Annotated in this window: 24 protein-coding genes; 12 read left to right on the top strand and 12 right to left on the bottom strand. The window is 58.1% G+C overall.

The window, feature by feature from the left end; all coding sequences use genetic code 11:
- Positions 1 to 15 precede the first annotated feature (15 nt).
- Both dacB and Q6A51_RS15140 read right to left on the bottom strand, forming a co-directional pair.
- The gene (gene dacB / locus Q6A51_RS15145) at positions 16 to 1,485 is read right to left on the bottom strand and encodes a D-alanyl-D-alanine carboxypeptidase/D-alanyl-D-alanine endopeptidase (RefSeq protein ID WP_201019055.1); all 1,470 of its coding nucleotides are present in this window, start codon (positions 1,483 to 1,485) and stop codon (positions 16 to 18) included.
- 250 nt (positions 1,486 to 1,735) lie between these two features.
- Positions 1,736 to 2,704, bottom strand: a complete 969-nt coding sequence (locus Q6A51_RS15140) for a GlxA family transcriptional regulator (protein ID WP_201019056.1) — start codon at positions 2,702 to 2,704, stop codon at positions 1,736 to 1,738.
- A 184-nt stretch (positions 2,705 to 2,888) separates the two neighbouring features.
- Here Q6A51_RS15140 and Q6A51_RS15135 point away from each other — a divergent pair, with 184 nt between their 5' ends.
- Both Q6A51_RS15135 and Q6A51_RS15130 read left to right on the top strand, forming a co-directional pair.
- A complete protein-coding gene (locus Q6A51_RS15135) occupies positions 2,889 to 3,482 on the top strand; it encodes a TetR/AcrR family transcriptional regulator (protein ID WP_304575141.1) in 594 nt (197 codons plus the stop codon).
- Between the two features lie 167 nt (positions 3,483 to 3,649).
- Entirely contained in the window at positions 3,650 to 4,780 is a 1,131-nt protein-coding gene (locus Q6A51_RS15130; RefSeq protein WP_405046150.1) for an alkene reductase, read from the top strand.
- 90 nt (positions 4,781 to 4,870) lie between these two features.
- On the opposite strand, the gene Q6A51_RS15125 is transcribed toward Q6A51_RS15130, so the two are convergent.
- The 9 genes from Q6A51_RS15125 to Q6A51_RS15085 all read right to left on the bottom strand — a co-directional run bounded on the left by Q6A51_RS15125 (position 4,871) and on the right by Q6A51_RS15085 (position 14,209).
- Entirely contained in the window at positions 4,871 to 5,215 is a 345-nt protein-coding gene (locus tag Q6A51_RS15125; protein WP_201006879.1) for a YggL family protein, read from the bottom strand.
- 95 nt (positions 5,216 to 5,310) lie between these two features.
- Positions 5,311 to 8,949, bottom strand: coding sequence for a transporter substrate-binding domain-containing protein (locus tag Q6A51_RS15120; protein ID WP_304575140.1), 3,639 nt, complete (start codon positions 8,947 to 8,949; stop codon positions 5,311 to 5,313).
- Between the two features lie 8 nt (positions 8,950 to 8,957).
- Positions 8,958 to 9,584, bottom strand: coding sequence for a response regulator transcription factor (locus tag Q6A51_RS15115; RefSeq protein WP_201006881.1), 627 nt, complete (start codon positions 9,582 to 9,584; stop codon positions 8,958 to 8,960).
- 327 nt (positions 9,585 to 9,911) lie between these two features.
- Positions 9,912 to 10,307, bottom strand: a complete 396-nt coding sequence (locus tag Q6A51_RS15110) for a response regulator (RefSeq protein WP_201019060.1) — start codon at positions 10,305 to 10,307, stop codon at positions 9,912 to 9,914.
- A 195-nt stretch (positions 10,308 to 10,502) separates the two neighbouring features.
- A complete protein-coding gene (locus Q6A51_RS15105) occupies positions 10,503 to 11,834 on the bottom strand; it encodes a deoxyguanosinetriphosphate triphosphohydrolase (protein ID WP_201006883.1) in 1,332 nt (443 codons plus the stop codon).
- A gap of 67 nt (positions 11,835 to 11,901) precedes the next feature.
- A complete protein-coding gene (locus Q6A51_RS15100) occupies positions 11,902 to 13,062 on the bottom strand; it encodes an EAL domain-containing protein (protein WP_304575139.1) in 1,161 nt (386 codons plus the stop codon).
- Between the two features lie 97 nt (positions 13,063 to 13,159).
- Positions 13,160 to 13,501, bottom strand: coding sequence for a hypothetical protein (locus Q6A51_RS15095; RefSeq protein WP_201019062.1), 342 nt, complete (start codon positions 13,499 to 13,501; stop codon positions 13,160 to 13,162).
- Entirely contained in the window at positions 13,498 to 13,890 is a 393-nt protein-coding gene (locus Q6A51_RS15090) for a phage holin family protein (protein WP_117165662.1), read from the bottom strand. Before Q6A51_RS15090 ends, Q6A51_RS15095 begins: the two co-directional genes overlap by 4 nt.
- A 4-nt stretch (positions 13,891 to 13,894) precedes the next feature.
- Complete coding sequence (locus tag Q6A51_RS15085; protein ID WP_201019063.1) at positions 13,895 to 14,209, bottom strand: DUF883 family protein; 315 nt, start codon at positions 14,207 to 14,209, stop codon at positions 13,895 to 13,897.
- 385 nt (positions 14,210 to 14,594) lie between these two features.
- Between Q6A51_RS15085 and Q6A51_RS15080 the strand changes: the two genes are divergently transcribed.
- The 9 genes from Q6A51_RS15080 (at position 14,595) to pcaC (ending at position 22,310) form a co-directional block, all read left to right on the top strand.
- Positions 14,595 to 15,677: an acyltransferase family protein gene (locus Q6A51_RS15080; RefSeq protein WP_304575138.1), complete on the top strand. Its 1,083-nt coding sequence runs from the start codon at positions 14,595 to 14,597 to the stop codon at positions 15,675 to 15,677.
- A gap of 79 nt (positions 15,678 to 15,756) precedes the next feature.
- The gene (locus Q6A51_RS15075) at positions 15,757 to 16,380 is read left to right on the top strand and encodes a hypothetical protein (RefSeq protein WP_304575137.1); all 624 of its coding nucleotides are present in this window, start codon (positions 15,757 to 15,759) and stop codon (positions 16,378 to 16,380) included.
- A gap of 59 nt (positions 16,381 to 16,439) precedes the next feature.
- A complete protein-coding gene (locus Q6A51_RS15070; RefSeq protein WP_201019066.1) occupies positions 16,440 to 16,679 on the top strand; it encodes a glutaredoxin family protein in 240 nt (79 codons plus the stop codon).
- Between the two features lie 37 nt (positions 16,680 to 16,716).
- A complete protein-coding gene (gene pcaQ / locus Q6A51_RS15065) occupies positions 16,717 to 17,646 on the top strand; it encodes a pca operon transcription factor PcaQ (RefSeq protein ID WP_201019067.1) in 930 nt (309 codons plus the stop codon).
- Between the two features lie 128 nt (positions 17,647 to 17,774).
- A complete protein-coding gene (gene pcaH, locus Q6A51_RS15060) occupies positions 17,775 to 18,494 on the top strand; it encodes a protocatechuate 3,4-dioxygenase subunit beta (RefSeq protein WP_304575136.1) in 720 nt (239 codons plus the stop codon).
- A gap of 12 nt (positions 18,495 to 18,506) precedes the next feature.
- Complete coding sequence (gene pcaG, locus Q6A51_RS15055) at positions 18,507 to 19,109, top strand: protocatechuate 3,4-dioxygenase subunit alpha (protein WP_304575135.1); 603 nt, start codon at positions 18,507 to 18,509, stop codon at positions 19,107 to 19,109.
- Positions 19,110 to 19,182: 73 nt separating this feature from the next.
- Positions 19,183 to 20,532, top strand: coding sequence for an MFS transporter (locus Q6A51_RS15050; RefSeq protein WP_201019069.1), 1,350 nt, complete (start codon positions 19,183 to 19,185; stop codon positions 20,530 to 20,532).
- 21 nt (positions 20,533 to 20,553) lie between these two features.
- Complete coding sequence (locus Q6A51_RS15045) at positions 20,554 to 21,915, top strand: 3-carboxy-cis,cis-muconate cycloisomerase (RefSeq protein ID WP_304575134.1); 1,362 nt, start codon at positions 20,554 to 20,556, stop codon at positions 21,913 to 21,915.
- Entirely contained in the window at positions 21,912 to 22,310 is a 399-nt protein-coding gene (pcaC, locus tag Q6A51_RS15040; protein WP_201019071.1) for a 4-carboxymuconolactone decarboxylase, read from the top strand. Before Q6A51_RS15045 ends, pcaC begins: the two co-directional genes overlap by 4 nt.
- Positions 22,311 to 22,361: 51 nt before the next feature.
- Here pcaC and Q6A51_RS15035 read toward each other — a convergent pair whose 3' ends face one another.
- Complete coding sequence (locus Q6A51_RS15035) at positions 22,362 to 23,618, bottom strand: OprD family porin (RefSeq protein WP_201006898.1); 1,257 nt, start codon at positions 23,616 to 23,618, stop codon at positions 22,362 to 22,364.
- A 240-nt stretch (positions 23,619 to 23,858) separates the two neighbouring features.
- On the opposite strand from Q6A51_RS15035, the gene Q6A51_RS15030 reads away from it, so the two are divergent.
- Positions 23,859 to 24,743, top strand: coding sequence for a DMT family transporter (locus tag Q6A51_RS15030; protein WP_201019072.1), 885 nt, complete (start codon positions 23,859 to 23,861; stop codon positions 24,741 to 24,743).
- The last annotated feature ends 128 nt before the right edge of the window (positions 24,744 to 24,871 follow it).

Here is a 24,871-nt window from a genome sequence, read left to right as displayed (position 1 = left end):
CGGTTGCGCGGCAGCTCAGGGCTGCAGAATGGAGACCGTGCTGTTGGTCAGTTTCGGTTGGCGATAAAGATCGACCAGTACTTCGTCCAGAATCGATGACGCGCCAAACGGACGTGGATCATTGAGGATGGCCACGACCGCCCAGGTATTGCCATTGCTGTCACGACTGAAACCTGCAATTGCCCTGACGGTGTTCAGCGTACCTGTCTTGATATGAGCCTCGCCCAGCAGTGGGGTGCGCTTCAGACGCTTGCGCATGGTGCCGTCCATACCGACCAGAGGCATGGAGCTCATGAATTCAGCGGCATAGGGGCTGCGCCATGCCGCTTGCAGGATGATTGCCATTTCCCGTGCGCTGACACGTTCTGCGCGTGACAGGCCTGAACCGTTTTCCATGACCAGATGCGGTGCAGTGATGCCTTTCTTCGCCAGCCACTGGCGGATTACCCGCTGTGCTGCCCGTGCATCATCGCCGTCGGCGTCATTGCGAAACTCCTGTCCCAGGCTGAGGAACAGTTGTTGAGCCATGGTGTTGTTGCTGTATTTGTTGATGTCGCGGATCACTTCAACCAGGTCTGGCGAGAAGGCCTTTGCCAGCAGCTTTGCGCTGCCGGGCACGACATCGACACGATCCCTGCCCAGAATGCTGCCGCCCAGTTCCTGCCAGATGGCCCGTACTGCGCCAGCGGCGTAGGTCGGGTGGTCCAGCAGCGAAAGGTAGGTCTGGGAGTTGCAGCCATTGCCCAGCTGGCCACTGACCGTCACGTTGACGCTGCCATCAGGCTGCGGAACCGGGTTGTAGCGTACATCGCCCGTGCATTGTTTGGACGGCAGCGCTTTGACCTGATTGTCGATACGGATGGTCGCAATGGGCGGCTCGACCGAAACCCGGATCTTGCCGTCATCGTTGCGGGTGACGAAGCGCAAGGCTTTCAGGTTGACCATCAGCGAGTCGGGCTTGACCAGGAACGGCTTGTTGTCGTCATTGCCGTCATCATTGAACTCGGGCAACTGGGGCTGCACGAAATGGCTGCGGTCCAGCACCAGATCGCCCGTCACCTGCTGTACGCCGTTGGCGCGCAGGTCGCGCATCAGCAACCAGAGCTTTTCCATATTGAGCTTGGGATCGCCGCCGCCCTTCAGGTACAGGTTGCCTTGCAGAACGCCATTGCTCAGGGTGCCATCGGTAAAGAATTCGGTTTTCCACTGGTGAGTCGGGCCGAGGATTTCCAGCGCGGCGTAAGTGGTGATCAGCTTCATGGTCGATGCCGGGTTCACGGACACGTCGGCATTGAAGACTGTCGGGGTGCCAGGGCCGGTGAGGGGCAGCATGACCACTGACAGCGCGTTGTCATTCAGCTTGCTGGCCTTGAGGGCTTGCTGGACCTTGGCGGGAAGAGTGGTGTTGATGACGGCAGCATGAACAGGAAGTGCCAGTGGCAGGAGAAATGAGGCAAGAAGCAATGGACGCAAAGATTTGATCATCAAAAAAACCCTACAGCAAAGAAGGGGAACAAAAAGAGGGCATGGATGAATTCCCTCGGTAACAATAATAGACGCCTGAGGCCCAAGGGTAATAACACAAGGCCAGCGCTGTAACAGAACGGCATTATGCCCCAAGCCGGACCTGCGTGGGCTGTAGCATGGTGTTGTAACAGGATTTTTTTGTATGGGAGAGCATCTGGTCGACTGCGCTTCGGGCCACCGGTGTCGGGTGCTTCTCGCAGCCGTTAGATTATTGGAGGTTTGCGCAATTCCTGAATCTGGAGTCAGCATCGCAGAGGAGTTTCTGCATCATCTGGGGGGACTGTCCAAACGCACGCAAGAAAGCCTGGCGCATCCGCTCCCTATCCCCGAATCCGGCTTCGCGAGCTACCACTTCGACCGGATGGCGACTGGTTTCCATCATGATCCGTGCCGACTCAACCCGCAGTCGCTCCACTGCTTTAGCGGGTGTTTCCCCTGTTTCTTCGCGAAACACACGGCTGAACTGCCGGGGGCTGAGCCTTGCGACCTCAGCGAGCGCTTCCACTGAAAGGTCGCTGCGCAAGTTTTCCCGGGCATAGGCCAGCACCAACTGCACTCTGTCGGACTTGGGGGCCAGTTCAAGGAGTGTCGACAATTGAGATTGTTCGCTGCTGCGTCGCTGAGGAATGACCAGTTTACGAGCGACTTGCCGCGCAAGGTCACTGCCAAAGTCGTTTTCGACCATGGCAAGTGCCAGGTCAATGCCAGCGCTCATGCCAGCCCCTGTCCAGGCTTGGCCATCCACGACGAACAGACGATCCTCTTCGAGCTGGATATCGGGGAATCGTTTCTTGAAGGCTGGTACATGCATCCAGTGTGTCGTCGCGCGTTTTCCCTCAAGCAAGCCTGCTTCTGCGAGCACAAAAATGCCTGTGCAAAGTGATGCGACTCGACGCGATTGTGAGGAGACGCTCCGTACGCAATCCAGCAGTGACGAGGAGGGGACACCCACTTCAAGGAACCCGCTCACTATGACGGTGTGGTAACCGGCCGGATCAAATGCGGCGGTGTTCACCGAGAAGCCCTGGGATGACATGACTGCGCCCCCAGTCTCCGAAATCACTTGAAAGTCATAGACGGCTTCACCACGAAGCAGATTGGCGCACTCGAATACTGACCCCAGAGACAGGCTCAGCGCTTGGAATTTGGGGTATACCACCAGCGCAACGGTATGCATCAGGCCTCTTCCAAAGTGTTTTTCAGCGGGGATTGTCGTTAGAAGCCCGCCCGTTGGCAACGATCTTTCCTGGTGCGGGAGTCGTGTCCGAAATCCTTGCAGATATGACATTGTTCGTACCGCTTCGGTCTCGTAGCATTCTCTTCAACGGCCTAGACGACTGGTCTAATTCAGGTTTGGAGCTATGAATACGACTGGATGCAACACTACAAGACAGCGGATTCTGGATTCGGCGCTGACCATCGTGGGGCACAAAGGCTTTTCGGCTGTCGGCCTTAATGAAGTGCTCAACGCTGCCCATGTCCCAAAGGGCTCGTTCTATCACTACTTTGACTCCAAGGACGTTTTCGGAAAGGCCTTGCTGGAGCGCTATTTCGAGCTGTACCACAGCGATATGGACGCCATTTTCCGGGACCCTGGCCTGTCGGGAAGAGAGCGGTTATTGAGGTACTGGGAGTATTGGGCAGCAAACCAGACCGGCACCACCGATTGCAGGAAATGCCTGGCCGTAAAGCTTGGCGCTGAGGTCGCGGACTTGTCCGAGTTGATGAGGCTGGAGCTTGAGCGCGGCACGTCAGTGACCATTGCACGGCTGACCCTTGCGATTGAAGAGGCTGTCGAGGACCGTTCTGTCTCTATCCGGGAGCCTGCTGCAAGCGTTGCTTACAGACTGTACGAGTTGTGGCTCGGAGCCAGTGTCATGGTCAAGATCACCCGAACGGCAATGCCTTTCGATCAGGCGATGCTTGAAACCCGACGTGTATTTGCAGAGGGATGACGCATCCCGCCCCATGACCATGGCGAGTGAGTACCTGTTTTTCGTTCGGCGCCGAGACTCGTAGTCAAGGCAACCTCTATCGACACTCAATCATTTGTTTTCGGACAACAGCCCGGAGCATGGGCTCGTTCGTCCTTGAAAAATAATCAGCATCCACAGGAGCGTATATGGTGAATCACCCGCAGCTTTTTTCCCCTGTCAGATTGGGTAGCCACTCTCTCAGGAACCGTATTGTCCTGCCTCCGTTGACCCGTCAGCGCAGTGCTCAACCTGGAGATGTTCCTACGGATTTGATGGCTCTCTATTATCGCCAGCGTGCCAGTGCAGGGTTCATGGTCAGTGAGGGCACCCAGATCGAGCCTCGTGGGCAAGGATATGCATGGACGCCGGGTATCTACAGCCAGGAGCAGGTCGATGGCTGGCGCAAGGTCACCGATGCGGTGCATGCCGAAGGCGGTGTGATCTTCGCACAGCTATGGCATGTCGGTCGGGTTTCCCATGCGCAGTTGCAGCCGGGCGCAGAAGCTCCTGTTGCGCCCTCGGCCATCGCTGCCGAGAAGGTCAAGGCGTTCATCGAGACCGGGCCGGGTGCCGGTATTCTGGTTCCGCCTTCTACTCCGCGTGAACTGAGTCGTACGGAGATCCATGAACTGGTGGCCTTGTATGTACAGGCTGCACGCAATGCGATTTCTGCGGGTTTTGATGGCGTAGAGATCCATTCTGCCAATGGCTATCTGGTCAATCAGTTCATCTCGGCGCACTCCAATCATCGTGATGACGAGTACGGTGGTTCTCTCGACAATCGCCTGCGCTTTTTGCGAGAGATCGTACAGGCGGTGGCTGACGCTGTTGGCCCGCAGCGTCTGGGTGTCCGTTTCACGCCTCTGTTCACCAGCACCGATCAGGATCGTGTCTACATCGGTCTGGTCGAGGAGGACCCGCACGCGACCTACATCGAGGCTATCAAGGTTCTGGAAGACGCTGGAGTGGCTTATGTTTCCCTTGCCGAAGCCGACTGGGACAATGCTCCCGATCTGCCTGAGCAGTTTCGTCGCGATGTGCGTGACACGTTCAGTGGCCGGATCATGTATGCCGGGCGCTATACGCCGGAACGTGGAGTACGGCTCATCGAGGAAGGTCTGGCCGACCTGATCGCTTTCGGTCGCCCCTTTATCGCCAACCCGGATCTACCGGCCAGAATTGCAAATGGCTGGCCGCTTAACGAACTGGATACTGCCAACATGTATGGGGGCGCAGAGAAAGGGTTTACCAGCTACCCCACCTATGCCGCAGAGTAATCTTCGTCGTTTGTTGCGAGGGGCATACGAGGTGATGCTTCATTGAAAACAAATCGGGCCATCACAATGGATGGCCCGATATGCAGTCACTCAGTTAGCCGGATTGATCGGCTTTTCCGGGTACCAGGCGTCCAGCAGCGGGCTGACTTCAACCTTGACCACTTCGCTGCGGCCTTTGAGCCAGGCTTCTACTGCAGCGCGTTGCTCTTCGCTGACCGAACCACGATCAGCCAGGCAAACCAGACCGTAGTCATCGCCGCCAACGTAGTCCAGACCGTTCGCGTCCATGGCTTCTGTCAGGAAAGCGTCCAGGAAGGCATCAACTGCCTCGTCATCCAGATCCTCTTTGAATTCCAGATTGAGCTCGAAGCCCAATTCCTGGAACTCGTCTACACAGAGCTTTTTGCGCAGACGACGGGAGCGGTTAGTGGCCATGAAGCGATCCTCTTAGGTAATTTCGGGGCGCAGTCTATCAGTTAAGCGGTGACGGTGCCTGCTTCACTGTTGTTTCACTTTCTGTTCCTGCCTTGTTACTGCCCGTTGTTTCCTGCCTGTTGCTCGATCAATGCTTCTTCCAGTGCAAGCATCGCGGCGTCTACTTCCTGATGACAGGCTTTGAGGACGTCGGGGGGCGTGCCAGGCTTGCATGCCTCTTCCAGGGCTTCACAGCTTTCGATTACCCGCGCTGCGCCAATGATTCGTGCTGCGCCTTTGATGCGGTGAGCCATCTCGCCAATACTTTCGTGCCTGTTCCGGGCCATCAGGTCGTTGAGGGCCTGGCGGTCTTCCTGGCTGCTGCGCAGCAGTTGCGCGAGCAGGCGCTGGATCATTTCCGGTCGGCCTGCGGTCAGGTTGTCCAGGCTGTCCAGGTTGAGGGCAGGTATTGCAGGGGCCACGGACAGGGCCGAGCGGCTCGGGACCTTGGCCAGTAGCTCGCTGAGGGTTGTCAGGCCGATGGGCTTGAACAGGCAGTCGTCCATTCCCGCCTGCAGACAGCGCTGGATCTCCTCGGGCAATGCATTGGCCGTGAAGCCCCAGACAATGCACGGCAAAAGGTGTTCGGCCTGTTCATGAGCCCTGATTGCGCGGGTGAGGTCATAGCCATTCATGACGGGCATGTTGCAGTCTGCTACCACCAGATCGAACGGTTCGGCCAGCCAGCGCTCAAGCCCTTGTGCCCCGTCTTCAGCCACTTCGCAACGATGGCCGAGAAAGCCCAGTTGCTGGCAAAGCAGCAGCCTGTTGGCGGGATGGTCGTCGACGATCAGGATATTCAAGGGCGGGCGAGGCTGGAGCGAGACTGTTTCGGGCTTTGAGGGGGTGGCCAGCGGTTCAAGCGTGGTCAGTTCCAGTGTCATGTGTACCCGTGTCCCGTGACCCGGTTCGCTATGCAGGGTCAGTGTGCCGCCCATCATCTTGCAGAGGCTGCGACAGATGACCAGCCCCAGCCCGGCGCCGGTGCGGGCCATCCGTGCCTGATTGTCGGCCTGGCTGAAAGGCTCGAACAGGCGTTGCTGATCTTCGGCGCTGATGCCTATCCCGCTGTCTTGAACGGTGACGCTCAAGTGCAGTTGCTGCTCGCTGGAGCTGTTTTCGGCTTGCAGCGTGACGCTGACCTGACCCTGCTGGGTGAACTTGATCGCGTTGCTGATCAGGTTGGACAGAATCTGCTTGAAGCGCATGGGGTCGATCAGGACATCGGTGTTGGTCCGGCTGTCGAGCTCCAGCAGCAAAGCCAGTTTCTTTTGCCGGGCCAGACTGTCGAACACGCGGGTGACCGACTCCACCAGTTGGCGCAGGTTGGCCCGTTCGGGGCTGAGGGTCAGGCGTCCGGATTCGATGCGGGCGATATCGAGGATGTCGCCGATGAGTTCCAGCATGTCCGTGGCCGAGTTGTAGGCGACTTCGATGGCGGAGCGTTCCAGCACACCCTGGTCTGCACGCTTGAGGGCCAGCTCCAGCATGCCGATGACCGCGTTCATGGGCGTGCGGATTTCGTGGCTCATGGTCGCAAGAAAGGTGCTCTTTGCCCGGTTGGCATTGTCGGCCAGTTCCTTGGCTGCTTGCAGTTCTTCGATCAACTGACGGCGTTCGCTGATATCGATCCAGCCACCGATGATGCCTTGCACTTCGGCGAGGGAATCGCGAAACGGCAATATCCAGTGGTAGATGGTCAGCTGGCGTTCGCCGATATGCAGGGTCCGATCGAGAATCAAGGGCGTGCCGCTGGCCATGACGCGCTGGTAGTCGGCGGCATATTCACGGGCCTCGAATGCATTGCTCAGCACGCCTTCGGTAGCGCTCTTGCCGATGATGTTTTCACGGCGGGCCTCGAATACATTGAGGTAGCTGTCGTTGCACATGCGCAGCAAGCCTTCGCGGTCACGGACGTAGATCGGGTGCGGTGTGCCGTTGACCAGCGCGCTCATGAATTCCAGTTGATCGCCCAGCGCCCGTTCTGCTGCCTCACGCTGTTTTATCTGGCGGCGCATGTAGGCATTCCAGACCAGCAGGCCGAGCAGCAGCAGGCCGGCGCCGGTGAGGATCTGATAGATGAGGCGCTGGTAGTTGTGCCATGTGACGCCGACTGGCGTATACGAGCGCCAGCGGTTATTGATGGTTGCCAGGTCCTGTGGCGCAATGCTGGTCAGGGCCTTGTCGAGAATCGAGGTGAGTTCGAGGGCGTTGCGTGAGGTGGCCATGGAAATAAGCGCCGGGTCCTCGCCAACGGTGGCCGTGATCTGTAGACGTTCCTCGAATACACCTGAGGACAGGAAGTAGTTTGCGCTGAGCAGAGACGTGATCGCGCCCTCGACCTTGCCAGTGGCAAGCATGTCCAGCGCCTGGAACGGGTTATCGATTTCTACCGCGACAACATCGGGGTATTCGTGTCGCAACCAGGGCAGTATCGGGCTGCCCTGGATGATTGCAAGACGCATCTTGCCCATCTGTTCCAGATAGGACGGAGCGTCCGGGTCCTTGCGGGTTATCAGGACGAAGGAGTTGTCGATATAGGGACGGCTGAAGCTGAACAGGTCTGCGCGCTCATCGCTTGAAGCCATGGCACCGATCATGTCTGCCTGCCCCTGAATCACCTGGTTCATCATGTCGCTTGAGCTTGATGCGCGTATCACCTCGAACTTCAGGCCGGTACGCAGGCGTACGAGTTCAAGCAGGTCTGCGGTAATGCCCCGGAAATTGCCGTTGGCGTCGTAAAAGGTCAAGGGAGCATAGGTTTCGTTGACGGCCACGCGCACTGTCGGGTGCCGGGCAATCCAGCGCTCTTCGCGTTGGGTCAGTTGCAGTTTCTGGTCGGTCAGCAGCATATCGATGCCGGCGCCCCAGCGTTTGGAAATGTCGATGCGCTCGTCGACCGGAATGGCCTTGAGTGTCTGATTGACGATGCCCAGTAGCGGTGAGTTTTCATTGCTGATGGCAAAGCTGAAGCCGTTGGCTTCGTGCTTGCCGAAACTGGCCATTTTTACATTGTTCAGATAGCCCTTGTTGATGATGTATTGCGTGGAAATGGTGTCGCCGAGAAAGACATCGGCCTGATTGAAAGCCACAGCATTGATGGCGTTCTGAAAAGAGGGGTAGGTTTGCAGGATTGCATCGGGATAGAGCGCCTGGACCTCGGCCAGGGGCAGGTAGTGATAGACCATGCTCAGACGCATGCCCTTCAGGCCGTCGGTCAATGAACGTGTATCGCCTGAGCGCACGAGCAGAACGGGCTGGTCCACTGCGTAGGGTATTGAGAGTCTGATGTTGCGGTCCACGGCTTCAAAGCCATTGGCGCTTCCCAGGAGGTCTATCTGGCCGGTTATGAGCGCGTTCATCGCGGCTTCACGGTTTTCAAAGCGCTGGACCCTGACGGGGAGGTCCAGTGCCCGCGAGAGGATGCTGGCGTAATCGGCCGTGATGCCTTCGTAGTCATTGCCGGAAATGGTGATATCGAATGGCGGGTAGTCCGGTGCCGATGTGCCAAGAGTCAGTTCACGCTTGCTACGTACCCATTGCCACTGGGCGCTGTCCAGCTTCACATCCATGTGAGCCGGGCTTGAACGGCCGAGCAGGGTGTAGTGGTCCGCCGCCTCAAGGTTGGTAGGTATGCTCCAGCCTAGGCATATGCTCGTTGCCAGTATCAGAAAATGTTTAAAGCACTTGGGCATCCGGGTTCTCACACTAGCGCGTTGCGTTTTGCCATCTCGATAAGTTCTACCAAGGTTTTTGTTTTCAGCTTTTGCATGAGTCGGGTCTTGTAAGTGCTGACGGTCTTGTTGCTGAGGAACATGCCCTTGGCGATTTCCTTGTTGGAGCGCCCCTGGGCAAATAATTGCAGTACCATCAATTCGCGATCATTCACCAGTTTGAACAGTTCTATTTCGCTGGGCTGGCCATCTTCGCGAACGGCCGGGGTCAATGCCTGACTGGGAAAGTAATTGTAGCCGGATAATACCGCTTTAACAGAACTCAGGAGTTCGCTCAGGTCTTCCTGTTTACACACATAACCGGCTGCTCCGGATTGCATGCAGCGAATGGCGAAAATAGTGGGTGTTTGCGAGGTCAGCACGAGGATTTTCGATGACAGGCCCATGCTGTTGAAGCGGGCCAGTACTTCCAGGCCATCGAGCTTGGGGATGCTGATGTCGAGGATGATCAGGTCAGGCATGCATTCGCGGACCATTTGCATGGCGTCCACGCCGTTATCGGTTTCGCCGACCACTTCATAGTTTTCGTTTTCCAGCAGCATCCTGACGGCCAGGCGAATAACGGGATGATCGTCGATGATAAAAACTGAGTTCATAATTCAATCCATACAAGCAGCGAAGAAAGCGCGCACCTTAGCTCAGATGTTCGGGCAGGCACATGAATGGACCCGCTCGGCAGGTGTATATAGGAAAGTTCCTACAGTAATTAGAGTATCGGAGTACGTAAAAGCCCACGTCGGGATTTAAGTTTTTAAAAAAACAGTCTGTTCTAGTGTGCGGATCAGTTATTGAGTTTCATCTTGTTTATTGCGTTTGGGAATTACCCTTCACAGGAATCGTCGGTTGCCTACAGTGCAAAGGTGTATTCACTGGCGTAGTGCCAGTCTTGATACGCTGGAGCCGGAATATTGAAAACCCGGGAGTCAGCGGCCGGGCAGTCTGGCCAGCAGGCGGGAGAGGTCAGGGCCGTGCAGAGGCTTGCTCAGGCAACCCAGCAGCGGAATCCCGCGCTCAATGGCCTGTTGCTCCAGCTCTTGAAGATGTGACGGGTCCAGGCCGCTCAGAACGATGGCCTGTCGTATGAAACCCTTCTTGTAGGCCTCGTCGATCAGGTCGAACCCCATGTGCTCGGGCAGGCACTGGTCGCACAGCAGAAGGTCGTAGGGTTCAGTGCTGCGCTCCATGGCGGCCATGGCCTCCAGGGCATTGAGGGCCGGAGTCAGCAGGAAATATCCTTGGTTGTTCAGCAGGATCTGGGTGGCGATCAGTTGAAAGGGGTGATCCTCTACCAGCAGGATTCGCAAGTCGTTTTTAAACATGGGGTTTCCGGCAAGGCGGCAGAGTGCCTCGCTGGCGTTTGCCAGTCCGGCAGTTAAAGTGGCTGGATTATTGGGGGAGCTGTGAAGGGGAGGCGATAGGACGTTTTTGGCCTGTGTGTAGGCCTTTTCTGAAGTTGTTGTGCATGGCCGTGATGACCGGACACATGAATCGAGTATGTCCGGCCAGTCGGTACTTCATATCTGCCCGGAGCGTCCGGTCATTTCCCTGGCCATTTCGGTGGCATAGCTGTCGGTCATGCCGGCGATGAAGTCGATCATGCGCAGGAATGACGTGTGCAAGGGTGCCTTGGGGTCGGGTGCGTTATTGCCCAGCAGGTCAAGGATGCGCCTGTTCTTGAACGATGGCGCACGTCCTCCGAATTGCTCGACAGCCGCGCCGCAGAAGGCATTGAGCAGGATTTCAAGGGTGGTATAGGCACCGATCTCATGCAGGGTCTTGCGCTTGTCCTGGAAAATCTTCTTGCGCGCGATGTCTTTGGCGTTCAGCACGCAACGCTTGGCCGGACCATGCATGTGCTCGACCAGATCGCCGGGAAGCGTACCGGCCAGCAAGGCATCCTGCTGCTCAACGAAGGCGCGGGCGGCGGCATTGGTCAGGTGCTCGATGGCCTTGCCGCGCAATATGGCCAGTTTGCGGCGGCGCGAGTCACCGGGACCCAGTTGGCGATAGGTTTCGGGCAGGTCATCGCCTACCAGCCCCAGCAGCAGTGACTCGACTTCTGCGTAGTCCAGCAGCTCCATTTCCAGCCCGTCTTCCAGGTCGATCAGGGCGTAGCAGATGTCATCGGCGGCCTCCATCAGGTAAACCAGAGGGTGGCGCGCCCAGCGCTGATCTTCCAGTTGTGGCAGGCCCAGTTTATGGGCGATCTGTTCAAGGATCGGCAATTCGCTCTGATAGCAGCCGAACTTGTGCTTCTTGTAGCCCAGTGAGTCGGCGTGCCGGGCGGTCCACGGGTATTTGAGGTAGGTGCCCAGAGTGGCGTAGGTCAGGCGGGTGCCGCCGTCGAACTGGTGATATTCCAGTTGGGTCAGGACACGAAAGCCCTGGGCGTTGCCTTCGAAGTTGAGGAAGTCGTTGCGCTCGGTTTCGCTCATCGCATCGAGCCAGCCGCGTCTGGCAGCCTGGTTGAACCAGTTGCGGATCGCGTCTTCACCCGAATGGCCGAACGGCGGATTGCCGATGTCATGGGCCAGGCAAGCCGATTGCACCACCATGCCCAGGTCGCTGGGGTCGCACCAGTCGGGCAGGGCGCCGCGCAGGGTTTCACCAACGCGCATACCCAGCGAACGCCCGACGCAACTGACTTCCAGCGAGTGGGTCAGGCGTGTGTGGATGTGGTCGTTGCTCGAAACCGGATGGACTTGTGTCTTGCGCCCCAGACGCCGGAAGGCACCCGAGAAGATGATGCGGTCATGGTCTTTGTGGAAAGGGCTGCGCCCCAGTTCTTCAGGGCTATGCAGCGGCTTGCCGAGTCGTTCGCGGTTAAGCAGGGTCTGCCAATCCAAGGCTTTCACTCCGTTATTTTCGAGACGGGCCTAGCTTCCCGGTTCAGTCGTCGGACCGCAAGGCCTGTCACATCCCGGCGGCGTCGATATCGATCAGCAGCAGGCGGTTGCCATTGTCGAAGAACTGCCCGGCGGTCAGGCAATACTGATTGCTTGTCGCATCACGGTAGGTGTTGGACAGGGTCAGCCTGCGCTCGTCCCAGCCTTCGGCCAGAAGGTGATAGAAATAGGGTCGCCAGGACCAGTTATGCCCCAGATATCGTGCATCGGCGTGCCAGGCACCATCGAGCCATTCCAGGTTTGGCGTGAGTTGGGTGCCATGCCGGTCGCATTGATAGAAACGCAGCAGCCACGGATAGTTCTGTACTTGTGGCAAATCGCTGACCGGCAGTTTCTTTTCTGCCCAGCGTTGCAGGAGCTGCATCAGTTGTGTCAGTTGCTGGCGCAGCCCCATCAGTCGGGCACGCTCTGCGACCTTTTGCAGGACGTAACGATCTCGCAGTTCTGCAAATTGCCTGACGAAGGCATCGGCGGCAAAAAAGTCCAGCTCACCCCTGGCGAACAGATACCCCTGAACATAGCGCGAGCCGCATTCCAGGGCGAAATTCAGTTCGGCCTCGGTTTCCACGCCTTCTGCAATGATCCAGCAACCGGTCTTTTCTGCCATCAGGGCCAGAGCCTTGACCACATCACTGCTGGGGCCGCCCCGTGCTGCGGCCTGGAACAGGCGCATGTCGAGCTTGAGAATGTCCGGTTGCAGGGCCAGCACGCGGTCCAGTTGCGAGTAACCGGCACCGAAGTCGTCAATGGCGATACGGGCTCCGGCCTCGCGATAGCGTGCGACAACATCGGTCAGCCGCTGGCTGTCACCGCCCAGTTCGGTTATTTCAAACACGATGCGTTCAGGAGGAACGTTGTGTCGATACAACTGCTCAAGGCTGGGGAGGGCTTGTCCGGGTCGAAGACGGCTGATCCAGCGGGGCGAGATATTCAGGCTCAGAAACCAGTCATCGGGCGCTTCATGCAAACGGCTCAGGGCATTGTCCCTGATCATCCGGTCAAGGTGACGCAGGTCGGCGGCAGGCACTTTCGGGTCAGAGAACAACGGGCCGACCGATTCCAGCTGGCCGTTTTCCTTACGAATTCTTCCCAGAGCTTCAACACCAGCAATGCGGCCGGTAGCGGTATCGATGAATGGCTGAAAGCAGGCAAAGGGTTGCCCTTTCACATATTTCTCCTTACTTACACAGCACCAAGACGCGCCCCGAATCAGATTCGGGGCGGGCACTTGTTACATATGTTGCAAGAATGTAGCCAAACGCAGGTCAGTGTTTGCCCGTACGGTTTTGCAGTGCGACCTTGAGCAGGGGCAACAAGGTGACCCCCAGTTTGACCATGCGGCTCAGGGCGCTGGTCTGTCCGCTTTTGGCCCCTCGTCCACTGAAGAAACCCAACAGGGCGACGGCACCCATTCCCCACAGGGGCGCATGCTTGATGCCCAGGGCGCCTTGCCAGTCGTTTTTCAGGCCGCGCACCCGTTGCAAGGGCTGTAGCAGGTGTGCCGACTCGTGACGTATTTCCTGGCGATGCATTTCCATGCGCAGGCGAATCAGCGCCTTGCGCAGTTCACGCCGGGTATTGCCGCTGTGCGACTTCGGTTCATTCATGGCATCAATCGCTCACGGTCGTTGGCCAGTTCTTCGAGGGTCGCACTGAAGGGCGAAGACTCGTCGAAGATTGCCTCTTTCAGGCGCAATCCACAGAACACCGCTGCCAGGAAATAGAACGAGCACAGGCCAATGATGCCGGCCAGACGATAGCTGTCCCACAGAATGATCAGGAGCAGTGCCGATAGTCCGGTCAACAGCAACAGGGCAAACACCAGTGCCAGACCGGCGAACAGCAGCAGGCTCAAGGTGCGGGCTTTCTGTTCCTGCAACTCGATCCCGAACAGTTCGACATGGCTGTGCAGCAAGCCAAGAAATGCAGCGCCCAGGCGCCGCGGTGAAGAGCCCTGGTCAGCCTTGGGCGACCCTGATTCAGTTCCGAGGCTCATGGGATCAGCGCCTCGTGGCCAGCAGGCCCAGGATGAACCCGACACCGGCAGCGATACCCACCGATTGCCATGGATTGTTCTGGACATAATCTTCCGTGGCGGTAACGGCTGCCTGACCGCGTTCGCGCAGGGATTCTTCGGTCAGCTTCAGGGTTTCGCGGGCACGCAACAGGCTCTCGTGGATCTGATTGCGTAGCTCGTCTGCCTGATCACCGGCGAGTGTGGCGGTGTGCTCAAGCAGTTTTTCGGTGTCGGCGACCAGAGTCTGAAAATCTGCCATCAATATCTCTTGAGCATTCTGTGCTGTTTGGCGAGCCATGTTTTTCTCCGTCAGGTGGCGTATGGATGTTTCGAGTGCAGCGGATTCGTGAAGGTTCATTTCAATTGCCGCGTCCAGCCCGGGCGCAGCAGCTTTTGACTTATGTTGGTGCGCCATCGGGGGCGAGCGCGCTAATTTGGCGTGTGCTGCCCGGGATGCAGGCGGGCGTCGATGCAACTGACCAGAACAAAGGTAATGCATTGTCGAAGATTTTGCGTGATTGTGCCTTGCCCCTGTCGGATTGCTTCCCTACAGGTGCAACTGAACGGCATGAGCCCGGGGTTTCATAATTTCCACGCTTGGCTATGCTCTCTATCGAATTGTGGGGTCGGTAATCGAGTACTGCGTTGCCATGGAGCAACGGTGGTCAGTAATGGAGAAAGGCATGGAGCGGCTGTATTCCCTGCAAGGGCTCAGGGGCGTGGCGGTGTTGGGCGTCGTGCTGTTCCATATGATGTCATTGGAGGAAAAGTTTTCCGGGGGCGATATTCTTCTGCCGCCTTTTCTCGAATTTTTCCAGTTGGGCGTCGATCTGTTCTTTGTGATCAGCGGCTTTGTGATGGTGATTGTCAGTCGCGGGCGTTTCCAGAACAGCGTCGAGGCTCAGCGCTTTCTGTTCAACCGTGTTTCGCGAATCTACCCGACCTACTGGCTGTATTTCTTCATCACCCTCGGGGTGTACCTGGCCATGCCCGGTCTGGTCAACAGCGGCCATGGTTCATCCAATCTGCTGATGTCCTTTCTGTTGCTGCCCAACGATAAAGTCCTGCTGGTGATGGTGGCCTGGTCGCTGGTGTTCGAGCTGTGGTTTTACCTGATGTTTTCCGGCTTCCTGTGGTTCCGGGAGCGGAGCCTGCCAGTGTTGCTGGCGATCTGGGCCTTGGTCATCGTGGTGTTCAATACCCTGGAGAACTGGGAAGACTACTCACCGGCGCTGAAGATCATCCTGCATCCCTATTCGCTGGAATTCATCATCGGTGTGGCGCTGGCGCTGTTCTTCTATGGGCCATACAGCTCGCGTGTGCCGACTGCGGCGCTCTGGCTGTTGCTGGTCATTGCGTTGGTGGGCATGCCCCTGATCGGTGTTTATCGTCTCTACGACAGCCAGGGTTTGTTACGCATGCTGGCCGTCGGGGCGACATTCGGCGGGCTGGTGTTGAGCCTTGCATTGCTGGAACGACGCAAGAGAATCGCAATGCCCCGGTTTCTGGTTGCTGTAGGCGATATGTCCTATACGGTTTATCTGTCGCATCTTCTGGTGCTGGGCGTTATAGGTCGGGTCTGGCATTGGGTGGGCGCATGGCCGCAAAGCTATCTGGACAACCTGTTCTTTGCGGTGCTGATGATGGCTGCCGTGGTGTGTTATGGCTGGGTGGGCTATCGCTGTTTCGAGAAGCCGGTCCTCGATCGTGCCAACGAATTCTGTAAACGGCGCTTTAGAAATGACGCCCGGATGGTGGGTTCATAGAAAATCATGTCTGGCGAGGAACCATGGGTTTCTGCTGTGATGCGCGGTCATTGAGACGCCATGATCAGGAACCTTGCCGATGGGCTTGCAGACACTTACGCCCTACGGAGGCATCACGGTCATGCTTCCGGCCGCTCTGGTCATTGGAGGCTGGCTCTGGGCGACCCGATCCAGAACGGCGGCGCTGTTGTGGGGCCTGACCTTGCTGGTGGCGTATTCGACCGTGGTTGCCAGCAAGATCCTGTTCAAGGGCTGGGGCGTGGCGCTGGACAGTCTGGGAGTCTATGTCCTCAGCGGTCATGCCATGAATACCTGTCTGGTGTTGACGGTCGGCTTGAGCCTGTTGGCCCGGCAGATTCGTCACCGGTTGCGCTGGCCAGCAGCGGCCATGGGATTGCTGCTGGGCTGGTTGTTCAGCGTCTATTGCGTGGCACCCTTCATTCATCCTCTGCCCGAAGCGGTCGCCGGTGCCTTGTTGGGTTCTCTGGCTGCTTGCGCATTCCTGGCCTGTCTGGAAAACCATTCCGGCACACGGATTCCTTCAAGCGCCGTTTTTGCCGGGCTGTTGGTCATTGCTATCAGCAGCACGACCACCAAGTACAACGCCGAAAAACTGCTCGACCGGATCTCAACGAAGATGTCCGGCTCCGAGGAGGCTTTCAGGCAACCGGAATGGCGAGACCCGCAAGACAACTCGCGCTGAAACATCAACAGTCCTAGAATGGTCGGCCTACGTCATTTCTATCCCAGAGGATGTTTTCCATGCCTCCCGAATGCCAATTGTTCGGTACCTTGGGTTGCCATCTGTGTGAGGTCGCTGAAGCAATTCTGCTTCCATTGGTCGAACATGGTCTGCTGGTCGAGCTGGTTGATATCGCCGAAAACGAGGCTTTTTTTGAAGATTATGGCCTGCGGATTCCTGTGTTGCGGCGTGTCGATACCGGGGCCGAACTGGACTGGCCTTTCGATAGCGAACAGGTAGCGTTTTTCCTCAGCAGATAAGCAGCTTCACTCCTCACTTCAAAAGGCCCGATGCGCATTGAATATCGATACCCGAATCAAGTTTCGTCATCTGGTGTGCTTTCTTGAAGTGGCACGCCAGGGCAGTCTGGCTCGGGCTTGCGATGCACTGGCAATCAGTCAGCCCGCACTGTCCAAGAGCCTCAAGGAGCTGGAAACCCTGCTGGCAACCACGCTTTTCGTGCGTAGCAAAAGCGGTGCTGCCCTGACTGAGGCGGGCGTGGCGTTCATGCGTTTTGCCGGGCCGAGCGTGCAGGCGTTGCGTGAAGGCGTCAGTAGCCTGCGTTCGGGGGAGCATGAAACGGTCACGGCCCGGCTGGGCGTGCTGTCTACCGCTGAAAGCCTGCTGGTGCCTGAAGTCATCACCAGGCTGCACGAGCGGCATCCGGCTCTGGTCGTCAGCGTGATGACCGGCCCCAGCGCCTACCTGCTGTCGCAGTTGCGGGTCGGGGAACTGGATCTGGTCGTAGGGCGCATGACCGATAGTCCGCAGATTCAGGGCCTGACTTTCGAGCATCTGTACAACGAGTCGATGACGCTGGTGGTGCGCAACGATCACCCCTTGCTGGCTGCACCGCTCAAGCGCGAAAGCCTGGAGAGTTTCCCTCTGGTCCTGCCGCTGGCAGGCACCACCATCCGCAAGTTCGCCGACAGTCTGTTCGTGCAATACGGCATTCAGCCGCCACGCCAGCGTCTGGAAACCCTGTCGCTTACCCTGAGTCGGCGTTATGTGCAGTGCAGCAATGCGATATGGATTGCGCCGCTGGATGCCGTGCTTCAGGAATTGCAGAGCGGCACCCTGGTGGAACTGGACATGGGGATTCGCGAGCCGGGTGGCTCCGTGGGCCTGTGCAGTAATCCCGCCTTGCCGTTATCGCGTGCTGCCCAGTGGTGCGTGGACGAATTGCGCGGGGTGGGCGAGGCGTATCGTGACGGGCGATATACATAACCATTTGGTTATGGATGCTGCAAATATTTTCAATTTTCGATTAAGTACTATCACGCGACACTTCGCCGCAGCCTGCAGCGCAAGTGATGGACACTTGCGCTCTCCATAAAAAGAACAAGGAGAACGCCATGTCTGTCGCGGACAATAGCCGCTTCGTCATTCGGGATCGTAACTGGCATCCCAAAGCACTGACACCCGATTACAAGACCTCGATCCTGCGCTCGCCGCGCCAGGCGCTGGTCAGCATTCCGCAGTCCGTTTCCGAAGCCAGTGGCCCGGATTTTTCACACCTGAAGTTCGGTCAGTATGACAACGATCTGTTGCTCAACTTCAACAATGGTGGCTTGCCCATCGGTGAGCGCATCATCGTCGCCGGTCGGGTCTGCGATCAGTACGGCAAGCCGGTTCCGCACACGCTGGTGGAAATCTGGCAGGCCAATGCCGGTGGCCGCTATCGTCACAAGCGCGACAGCTATCTGGCACCCATCGACCCCAATTTCGGCGGTGTCGGCCGGACCCTGACCGACAGTGAAGGCAACTACAGCTTCCGCACCGTCAAACCCGGTCCGTACCCATGGCGCAACGGTCCCAATGACTGGCGTCCTGCGCATATCCATGTTTCGGTCAGCGGCCCTTCGATTGCCACGCGGCTGATCACCCAGCTGTATTTCGAGGGCGATCCGTTGATTCCGATCTGCCCGATCGTGAAGTCGATTACCAACCCCGATGCGGTCCAGAGCCTGATCGCCAGGCTTGACCTCGGCATGGGCAATCCGATGGATTGCCTGGCTTATCGCTTTGATATCGTTCTGCGCGGCCAGCGCAAGACTCACTTTGAAAACTGCTGAGGAGGTTTCGACATGCCCGTTCAACTGTTGCAGGAAACGCCTTCGCAAACCGCTGGCCCTTATGTGCATATCGGTCTGGCGCTGGAAATAGCCGGTAACCCGACCCGCGAGCTGGAAATCTGGAACGAGATGGCCAAGCCCGGTGCAGCGGGTGAGCACATCCTGTTGCTGGGGAATGTCTACGATGGCAACGGCCACTTGATTCGCGATGCGTTTCTGGAGTTCTGGCAGGCCGATCACAATGGCATCTATGACAACGTCTACGCAGCCGACAAGCCCTTCAACGGCTTTGGTCGCACCGCGACGGGCGATGATGGCCTGTGGACGTTGAAGACCATCAAACCGGGTGTCGTACGTAACGCCGCCGGAGTGCCGATGGCGGCTCATATCAACGTTTCGCTGTTTGCCCGAGGGATCAATATCCACTTGCAGACGCGGCTGTATTTCGACGATGAGCCTCAGGCCAATGCGGTCGATCCGGTGCTGAGCCTGATCGAGCAGCCGCCACGCCGCGAAACCCTCGTTGCCCGGCGTTGCAGCGTCGATGGCCAGCTGGCCTACCGTTTCGATATTTATATTCAGGGCGCGAACGAAACGGTGTTTTTCGACTTTTGAACAAAGCGTCACTGCGTGCGTTGTACGGCGCCAGCATTGGCTGGCGACCTTATAAAAATAAAAGGAAACATCCATGACGCTTTCAGCTCGCGAGCCCGCCAAGGGCACGCTCGACGTGCAGGTCTTCATCAACAGTCAGCCACTGTCCAGGTATCAGTGGCGCATTGTTGCGTTGTGCTTTCTGATTGTTTTTCTCGACGGTCTGGATACGGCGGCCATGGGGTTTATCGCCCCGGCGTTGAGTCAGGATTGGGGCATTGACCGTTCCAGTCTGGGGCCGGTCATGAGCGCTGCCCTGATCGGCATGGTGTTTGGCGCACTGGGGTCGGGGCCGCTGGCTGACCGTTTCGGGCGCAAGGTTGTGCTGGTTGTCGCGGTGTTTGTATTCGGGCTGTTCAGCCTGGCCTCGGCCTACAGCAGCAATATCGATCAGTTGTTGGTGCTGCGTCTGCTGACCGGCCTGGGGCTGGGTGCGGCAATGCCCAACGCCACCACATTGCTGTCCGAATACACCCCGGAACGCCTCAAGTCTCTGCTGGTCACCAGCATGTTCTGTGGTTTCAATCTGGGCATGGCGTGCGGCGGTTTTGTCTCGGCCAAAATGATTCCCAGTCTGGGATGGCATAGCCTGTTGATGCTCGGCGGTATTCTGCCGTTGCTGTTGGCGGTGGTGCTGATGGTCTGGCTGCCGGAATCTGCGCGTTTTCTGGTGGTACGCAATCGTGGTGCCGAGAGGGTTCGCAAGGTTCTGTCGCCTATTGCGCCGCATGAGGTGGCCGAAGCCAGTGAGTTCAGCGTTCCGGAACAAAAGACCGTCAGCAGCCGCAATGTGCTGAAAGTGATTTTTTCCGGCACTTACAGCGCCGGCACCCTGTTGTTGTGGCTGACCTATTTCATGGGGCTGGTGATCGTTTATCTGTTGACCAGCTGGTTGCCGACCTTGATGCGTGACAGCGGCGCGAGCATGGAGCAGTCGGCATTCATTGGTGCCTTGTTCCAGTTTGGCGGTGTGCTCAGTGCTGTGGGTGTCGGTTGGGCCATGGACCGTTTCAATCCGCACAAGGTCATTGGTGTGGCCTATGCGCTGGCCGGTGTCTTCGCCTGGCTGGTCGGGCAGAGCCTGCACAATGTCGCGCTGCTGGCGACGCTCGTTCTGATGGCGGGCATGTGTATCAATGGCGCGCAGTCGGCGATGCCTTCGCTGGCTGCCCGGTTCTATCCGACTCAGGGCCGCGCCACGGGCGTTTCATGGATGCTGGGCATCGGTCGCTTTGGCGCCATTCTTGGTGCCTGGGCCGGTGCAACCTTGCTGGGGTTGGGCTGGAGTTTCGAGCAGGTCCTGACCGCGCTGGTGATCCCGGCCGCGCTGGCGGCGTTGGCGATCCTGATCAAGGGCTGGGTCAGCCATGCGGACGCCACCTGACTTTTTACCTGGAGCGGTGATGTGAACAGACCGAGCAATCAACTTTTCGATGCCTATTTCACTCAGTCTCGAATGCGCGAGGTTTTCTCCGACGCCGGGCGAGTGCAGGGCATGCTGGATTTCGAGGCCGCACTGGCCAGGGCTCAGGCGCAGGTTGGCCTGATTCCCGGTGAAGTCGTGGCCGATATTGGTGAAAGCTGCCGAGCCGAGTTGTTCGATTTCGATGCGCTGGCGATTGCCATCGGTAATGCGGGCAACTCGGCGATTCCGCTGGTCAAGGTCTTGGGCAAGCAGATTGCCCTGCGTAACCCTGAAGCCGAACGTTACGTGCATATGGGCGCCACCAGTCAGGATGTGATGGATACCGGGCTGGTCCTGCAAGTGCGCCGTGCCATTGACCTGTTGGAGCGTGATCTGGAGCAACTGGCCGACGCTCTTGCCGAGCAGGCCAAGCGTCATGCACAGACGCCACTGGCCGGGCGCACCTGGCTGCAACAGGCGACCCCTGTGACGCTGGGCATGAAGATCGCTGGCTGGTTGGGGGCGGTGACCCGGCATCGCCAGCGCCTGGACGAAATCAAACCACGCCTGCTGTGTCTGCAATTCGGTGGCGCTTCCGGCAGTCTGGCGGCCTTGGGTGATCGAGCTTTTGCGGTGGCCGAGGCTTTGGCGGGCGAGTTGCAGTTGAGTGTGCCCGAGCAACCCTGGCATACCCAGCGTGACCGTCTGGTGGAGTTCGCCAGCCTGTTGGGAATGATCGCCGGCAGCCTGGGCAAGGTTGGCCGGGACATCAGCCTGTTGATGCAGACTGAAGTGGGCGAAGTGTTCGAGCCCGCTGCGGCAGGCAAGGGCGGCTCTTCGACCATGCCCCACAAGCGCAATCCGGTGGGGGCCGCAGTGATGATCGGCGCGGCAACCCGCGCGCCGGGGCTGGTTGCCACGATGTTCGCGGCCATGCCTCAGGAACACGAACGCAGCCTTGGCCTGTGGCATGCCGAATGGGAAACCTTGCCGGAACTCTGCTGCCTGGTGTCCGGCTCGTTGCAACAGGCTTTGCAGGTCGTGCCCGGGCTTGAAGTCGATGAGCCGCGCATGCTGGCCAATCTGGATTCCACTCGCGGGCTGGTGCTGGCTGAAGCCGTCAGCATTGCTCTGGCTCAGCGTATTGGTCGTGACGCTGCGCATCATCTGGTCGAGCAGAACTGTCGTCGGGCAGTCCAGCAGGGCGTGCATCTGCGTCAGGTGTTGGGCGAGGATCCGCAAGTCTCTGCCCAATTGTCATCCCAGGAGCTGGATCGCCTGCTCGATCCGGCCCATTACCTTGGTCAGGCCCGACTCTGGGTCGAACGTGCCGTGGCCGAACACACAAGGATCAAGCAATGAACGAAGAAGAACGCTATCAGGCCGGCATGCAGGTTCGTCGTGCGGTGCTCGGCGATACCCATGTCGATAACAGCCTGAAAAAACTGACCCCGTTCAACGAGGAGTTTCAGGAGATGATCACCCGCCATGCCTGGGGTGATATCTGGACTCGCCCTGGTTTGCCGCGTCATACCCGCAGCCTTGTCACCATCGCCATGCTGATCGGCATGAATCGCGAAGGGGAGTTGCGTCTGCATCTCAAGGCCGCCAAAAACAATGGCGTGACCCGTGACGAGATCAAGGAAGTGCTGATGCAGAGTGCGATCTACTGCGGGATTCCGGCAGCCAATGCGACGTTCCACCTTGCTGAAGAAGTGTGGGACGAGATGGGGGTGGAGTCGTTGAACAAGGAGTGATGTCGGGCTCATGAAAAGGCCGCCAGGTTTTTCCCTGGCGGCCTTTTTCTATCAGAGCAGCGACAACGGATAGCTGATGATCAGACGGTTCTCATCGAACTGGTTGGTGCTGTAATCACGACGCATGCTGGAGTTGCGCCACTTGAAGGACAGGTTCTTGAGCGAGCCACTCTGGAAGACATAGGCCAGTTCCGATTCCCGAGCCCATTCTTCGCCATTGGTGATGGTGCCGGTGTGCACGTTCTCGCCACTGATATAGCGGTTCATCAGGGTCAGGCCGGGCAGGCCGAGTGCGGCGAAATCGTAGTCATGGCGCAGTTGCCAGGATCTTTCCTTGGCGTTTTCGAAGCTGGAGTTGTAGCTGTCGTTGGCCAGGGTGCCGCCACTGGTGCCATTGACCCGCATCCAGGCGCTGTCACCGCTGACTTTCTGCAAGCCGATGTAGAAGGTGTTGCTGCCATGGCGGGCCGAGAGCATGGCCGACCAGGTCTTGTTGTCCATGTCGCCGGCCAGCGAACGACCGTCATCCTTGCCGTTGAAGTAGCCGAGGTTGGCACCCAGCACCCAACTGCCCAGCGGCTGGCTATGGACCACGTTGAGATATTGTTGCTGGTAGATGTCTTCAAGCTGGGCATACCAGAGCCCGACCAGGGTGCGTTTTTCGTTGAAGGTGTATTCGCCGCCACCAAAGTTGAAGCGGTCGGAGGTGAACGCTCCGCGACCCTGCATCGACATGTCTTCCATGCTCGCGTCGTTGCGTGGGCTATTGGCGCGGAACTGGCCGCCGTAGAGTGTCAGGCCGTCGATTTCCTTCGAGGTGATCTGGCCGCCACGGAAGGTCTGAGGCAGCGAGCGGCCATCGTCGGAGCGCAGGATGGGCAGCACCGGCATCCATTCGCCGACTTTCAGTTCGGTCTTGGAGAAACGCGCCTTGGCCGCGACGCCCAGTCGTCCGAAATCATCGGCGGGGCGTCCGTCATCATGAATCGGCAGCAGTTGTGTACCGCCCGAACCTTTGCCGCCGTCAAGCTTGAGGGAGTAGATCCCCAGTACATCGACACCAAATCCGACGGTGCCTTGAGTGAAGCCGGAGCGGGCGTCGAGAATGAAGTTCTGGGTCCATTCCTGGGCGCCGTTCTGGGCGTTGTCCGGGTCGACGAAGTTGCGGTTGATAAAGAAGTTGCGTAGGTTCAAGCCCACCTTGGCGTCGTCGACGAAGCCTGCGGCCTGGGTGAGGGTGGGAGCGAGACTGGCTGTGATAGCCGCAGAAAAGCCGCAAAGGATTTTGCAGTTGGATTTCAAGCGCATGAGGTAGGAGCCTTCTTATCATTATGTGGGCAGTACAACTGGCTCTGATAGTAAAGACCAAAGAAGTGGCTGCAATTGGAAAAACTCTATTCTGTGCGATTATCGACCAAAAATTAACTGGTTAGAACATTTTAACAAGACGTCCCGGTTTGCGCCTGCGATGCTCACTCAAAAAACGGTTGCGAGCCCTCTGACCGAGGCGCGTGAATATTCAGTTGCATGCCTGAACAAGGAAGCCCGATGAGCACTACCAGCACGCCGCTATCCGGTGTCAATCAACCCCTCAAGGGGATTGGCCTGATCCTGCTGGCGACTTTTCTGTTCGCCAGCCATGACACGCTTTCCAAGTACCTTTCCGGCTTCTATCCGATCATTCTGGTGGTCTGGGCCCGCTATCTGGTCCATACGCTGCTCATGGCGTTCATCTTCGTGCCGTCGGCAGGGCTGCGTGTGTTACGTACCAAGCGACCGGGTTTTCAGGTCTTGCGTGCGTTGGCCCTGCTGGGCACCAGCCTGTTGTTTACCAGCAGCCTGATGTTCATCCCGCAGGCCGAAGCCACGGCGGTCAACTTCCTTGCGCCGTTGCTGGTCACGGCATTGTCGGTGCCGCTGTTGAAGGAGCGTGTCACCCGCGGTCAGTGGGTTGCGGTCGTGGTGGGGTTCTCGGGGGTCATCGTGATCATTCACCCGGGCGGTGAACTGTTTACGCCAGCGATTCTGCTGCCGCTGTCTTCGGCCTTGTGTTTTGCGGTGTACCAGTTGTTGACCCGACTGGTCAGCCCATACGACAGCCCGACCACCAGCAACTTCTTTGCCGGCCTGTTCAACACTTTGCTGATGAGCGCGCTGGTGCCGTTTTTCTGGCAGACGCCTGAACTCAAGCACTGGCCGTTTCTATTGGCGTTGGGGGCGTGCGGGATGTCCGCTCATTTGCTGCTGACCCAGGCGTTCCGCTTCACCGCCCCGGCGATCCTGGCGCCGTTCAGTTACTGCCAGATTGTCTTTGCAGGCTTGCTGGGGTTTATGGTTTTCGACCACATGCCGTCACCCATTGCACAGGTCGGTATCGTGATCATCTGTCTGAGCGGGCTTGCGGCAGCGTGGCAGCAGCGTAGCAAGGGGTGATTCAAGGCAGACAGGCACTTGTGGGAGTGGCCTTGGCCGCGACGACCAGCTTACAGGCAACACATTTTCAGCGCCTGAAACCGGGCTGTCGCGGCCAAGGCCACTCCCACGGATTGTGACCCCAGCCT

The organism is Pseudomonas serbiensis, from assembly GCF_030580745.1.
Taxonomy (GTDB): Bacteria; Pseudomonadota; Gammaproteobacteria; order Pseudomonadales; family Pseudomonadaceae; genus Aquipseudomonas; species Aquipseudomonas serbiensis.
Note: the sequence above shows the minus strand (reverse complement) of the source record. Positions and strands in the feature narration are given on the sequence as shown.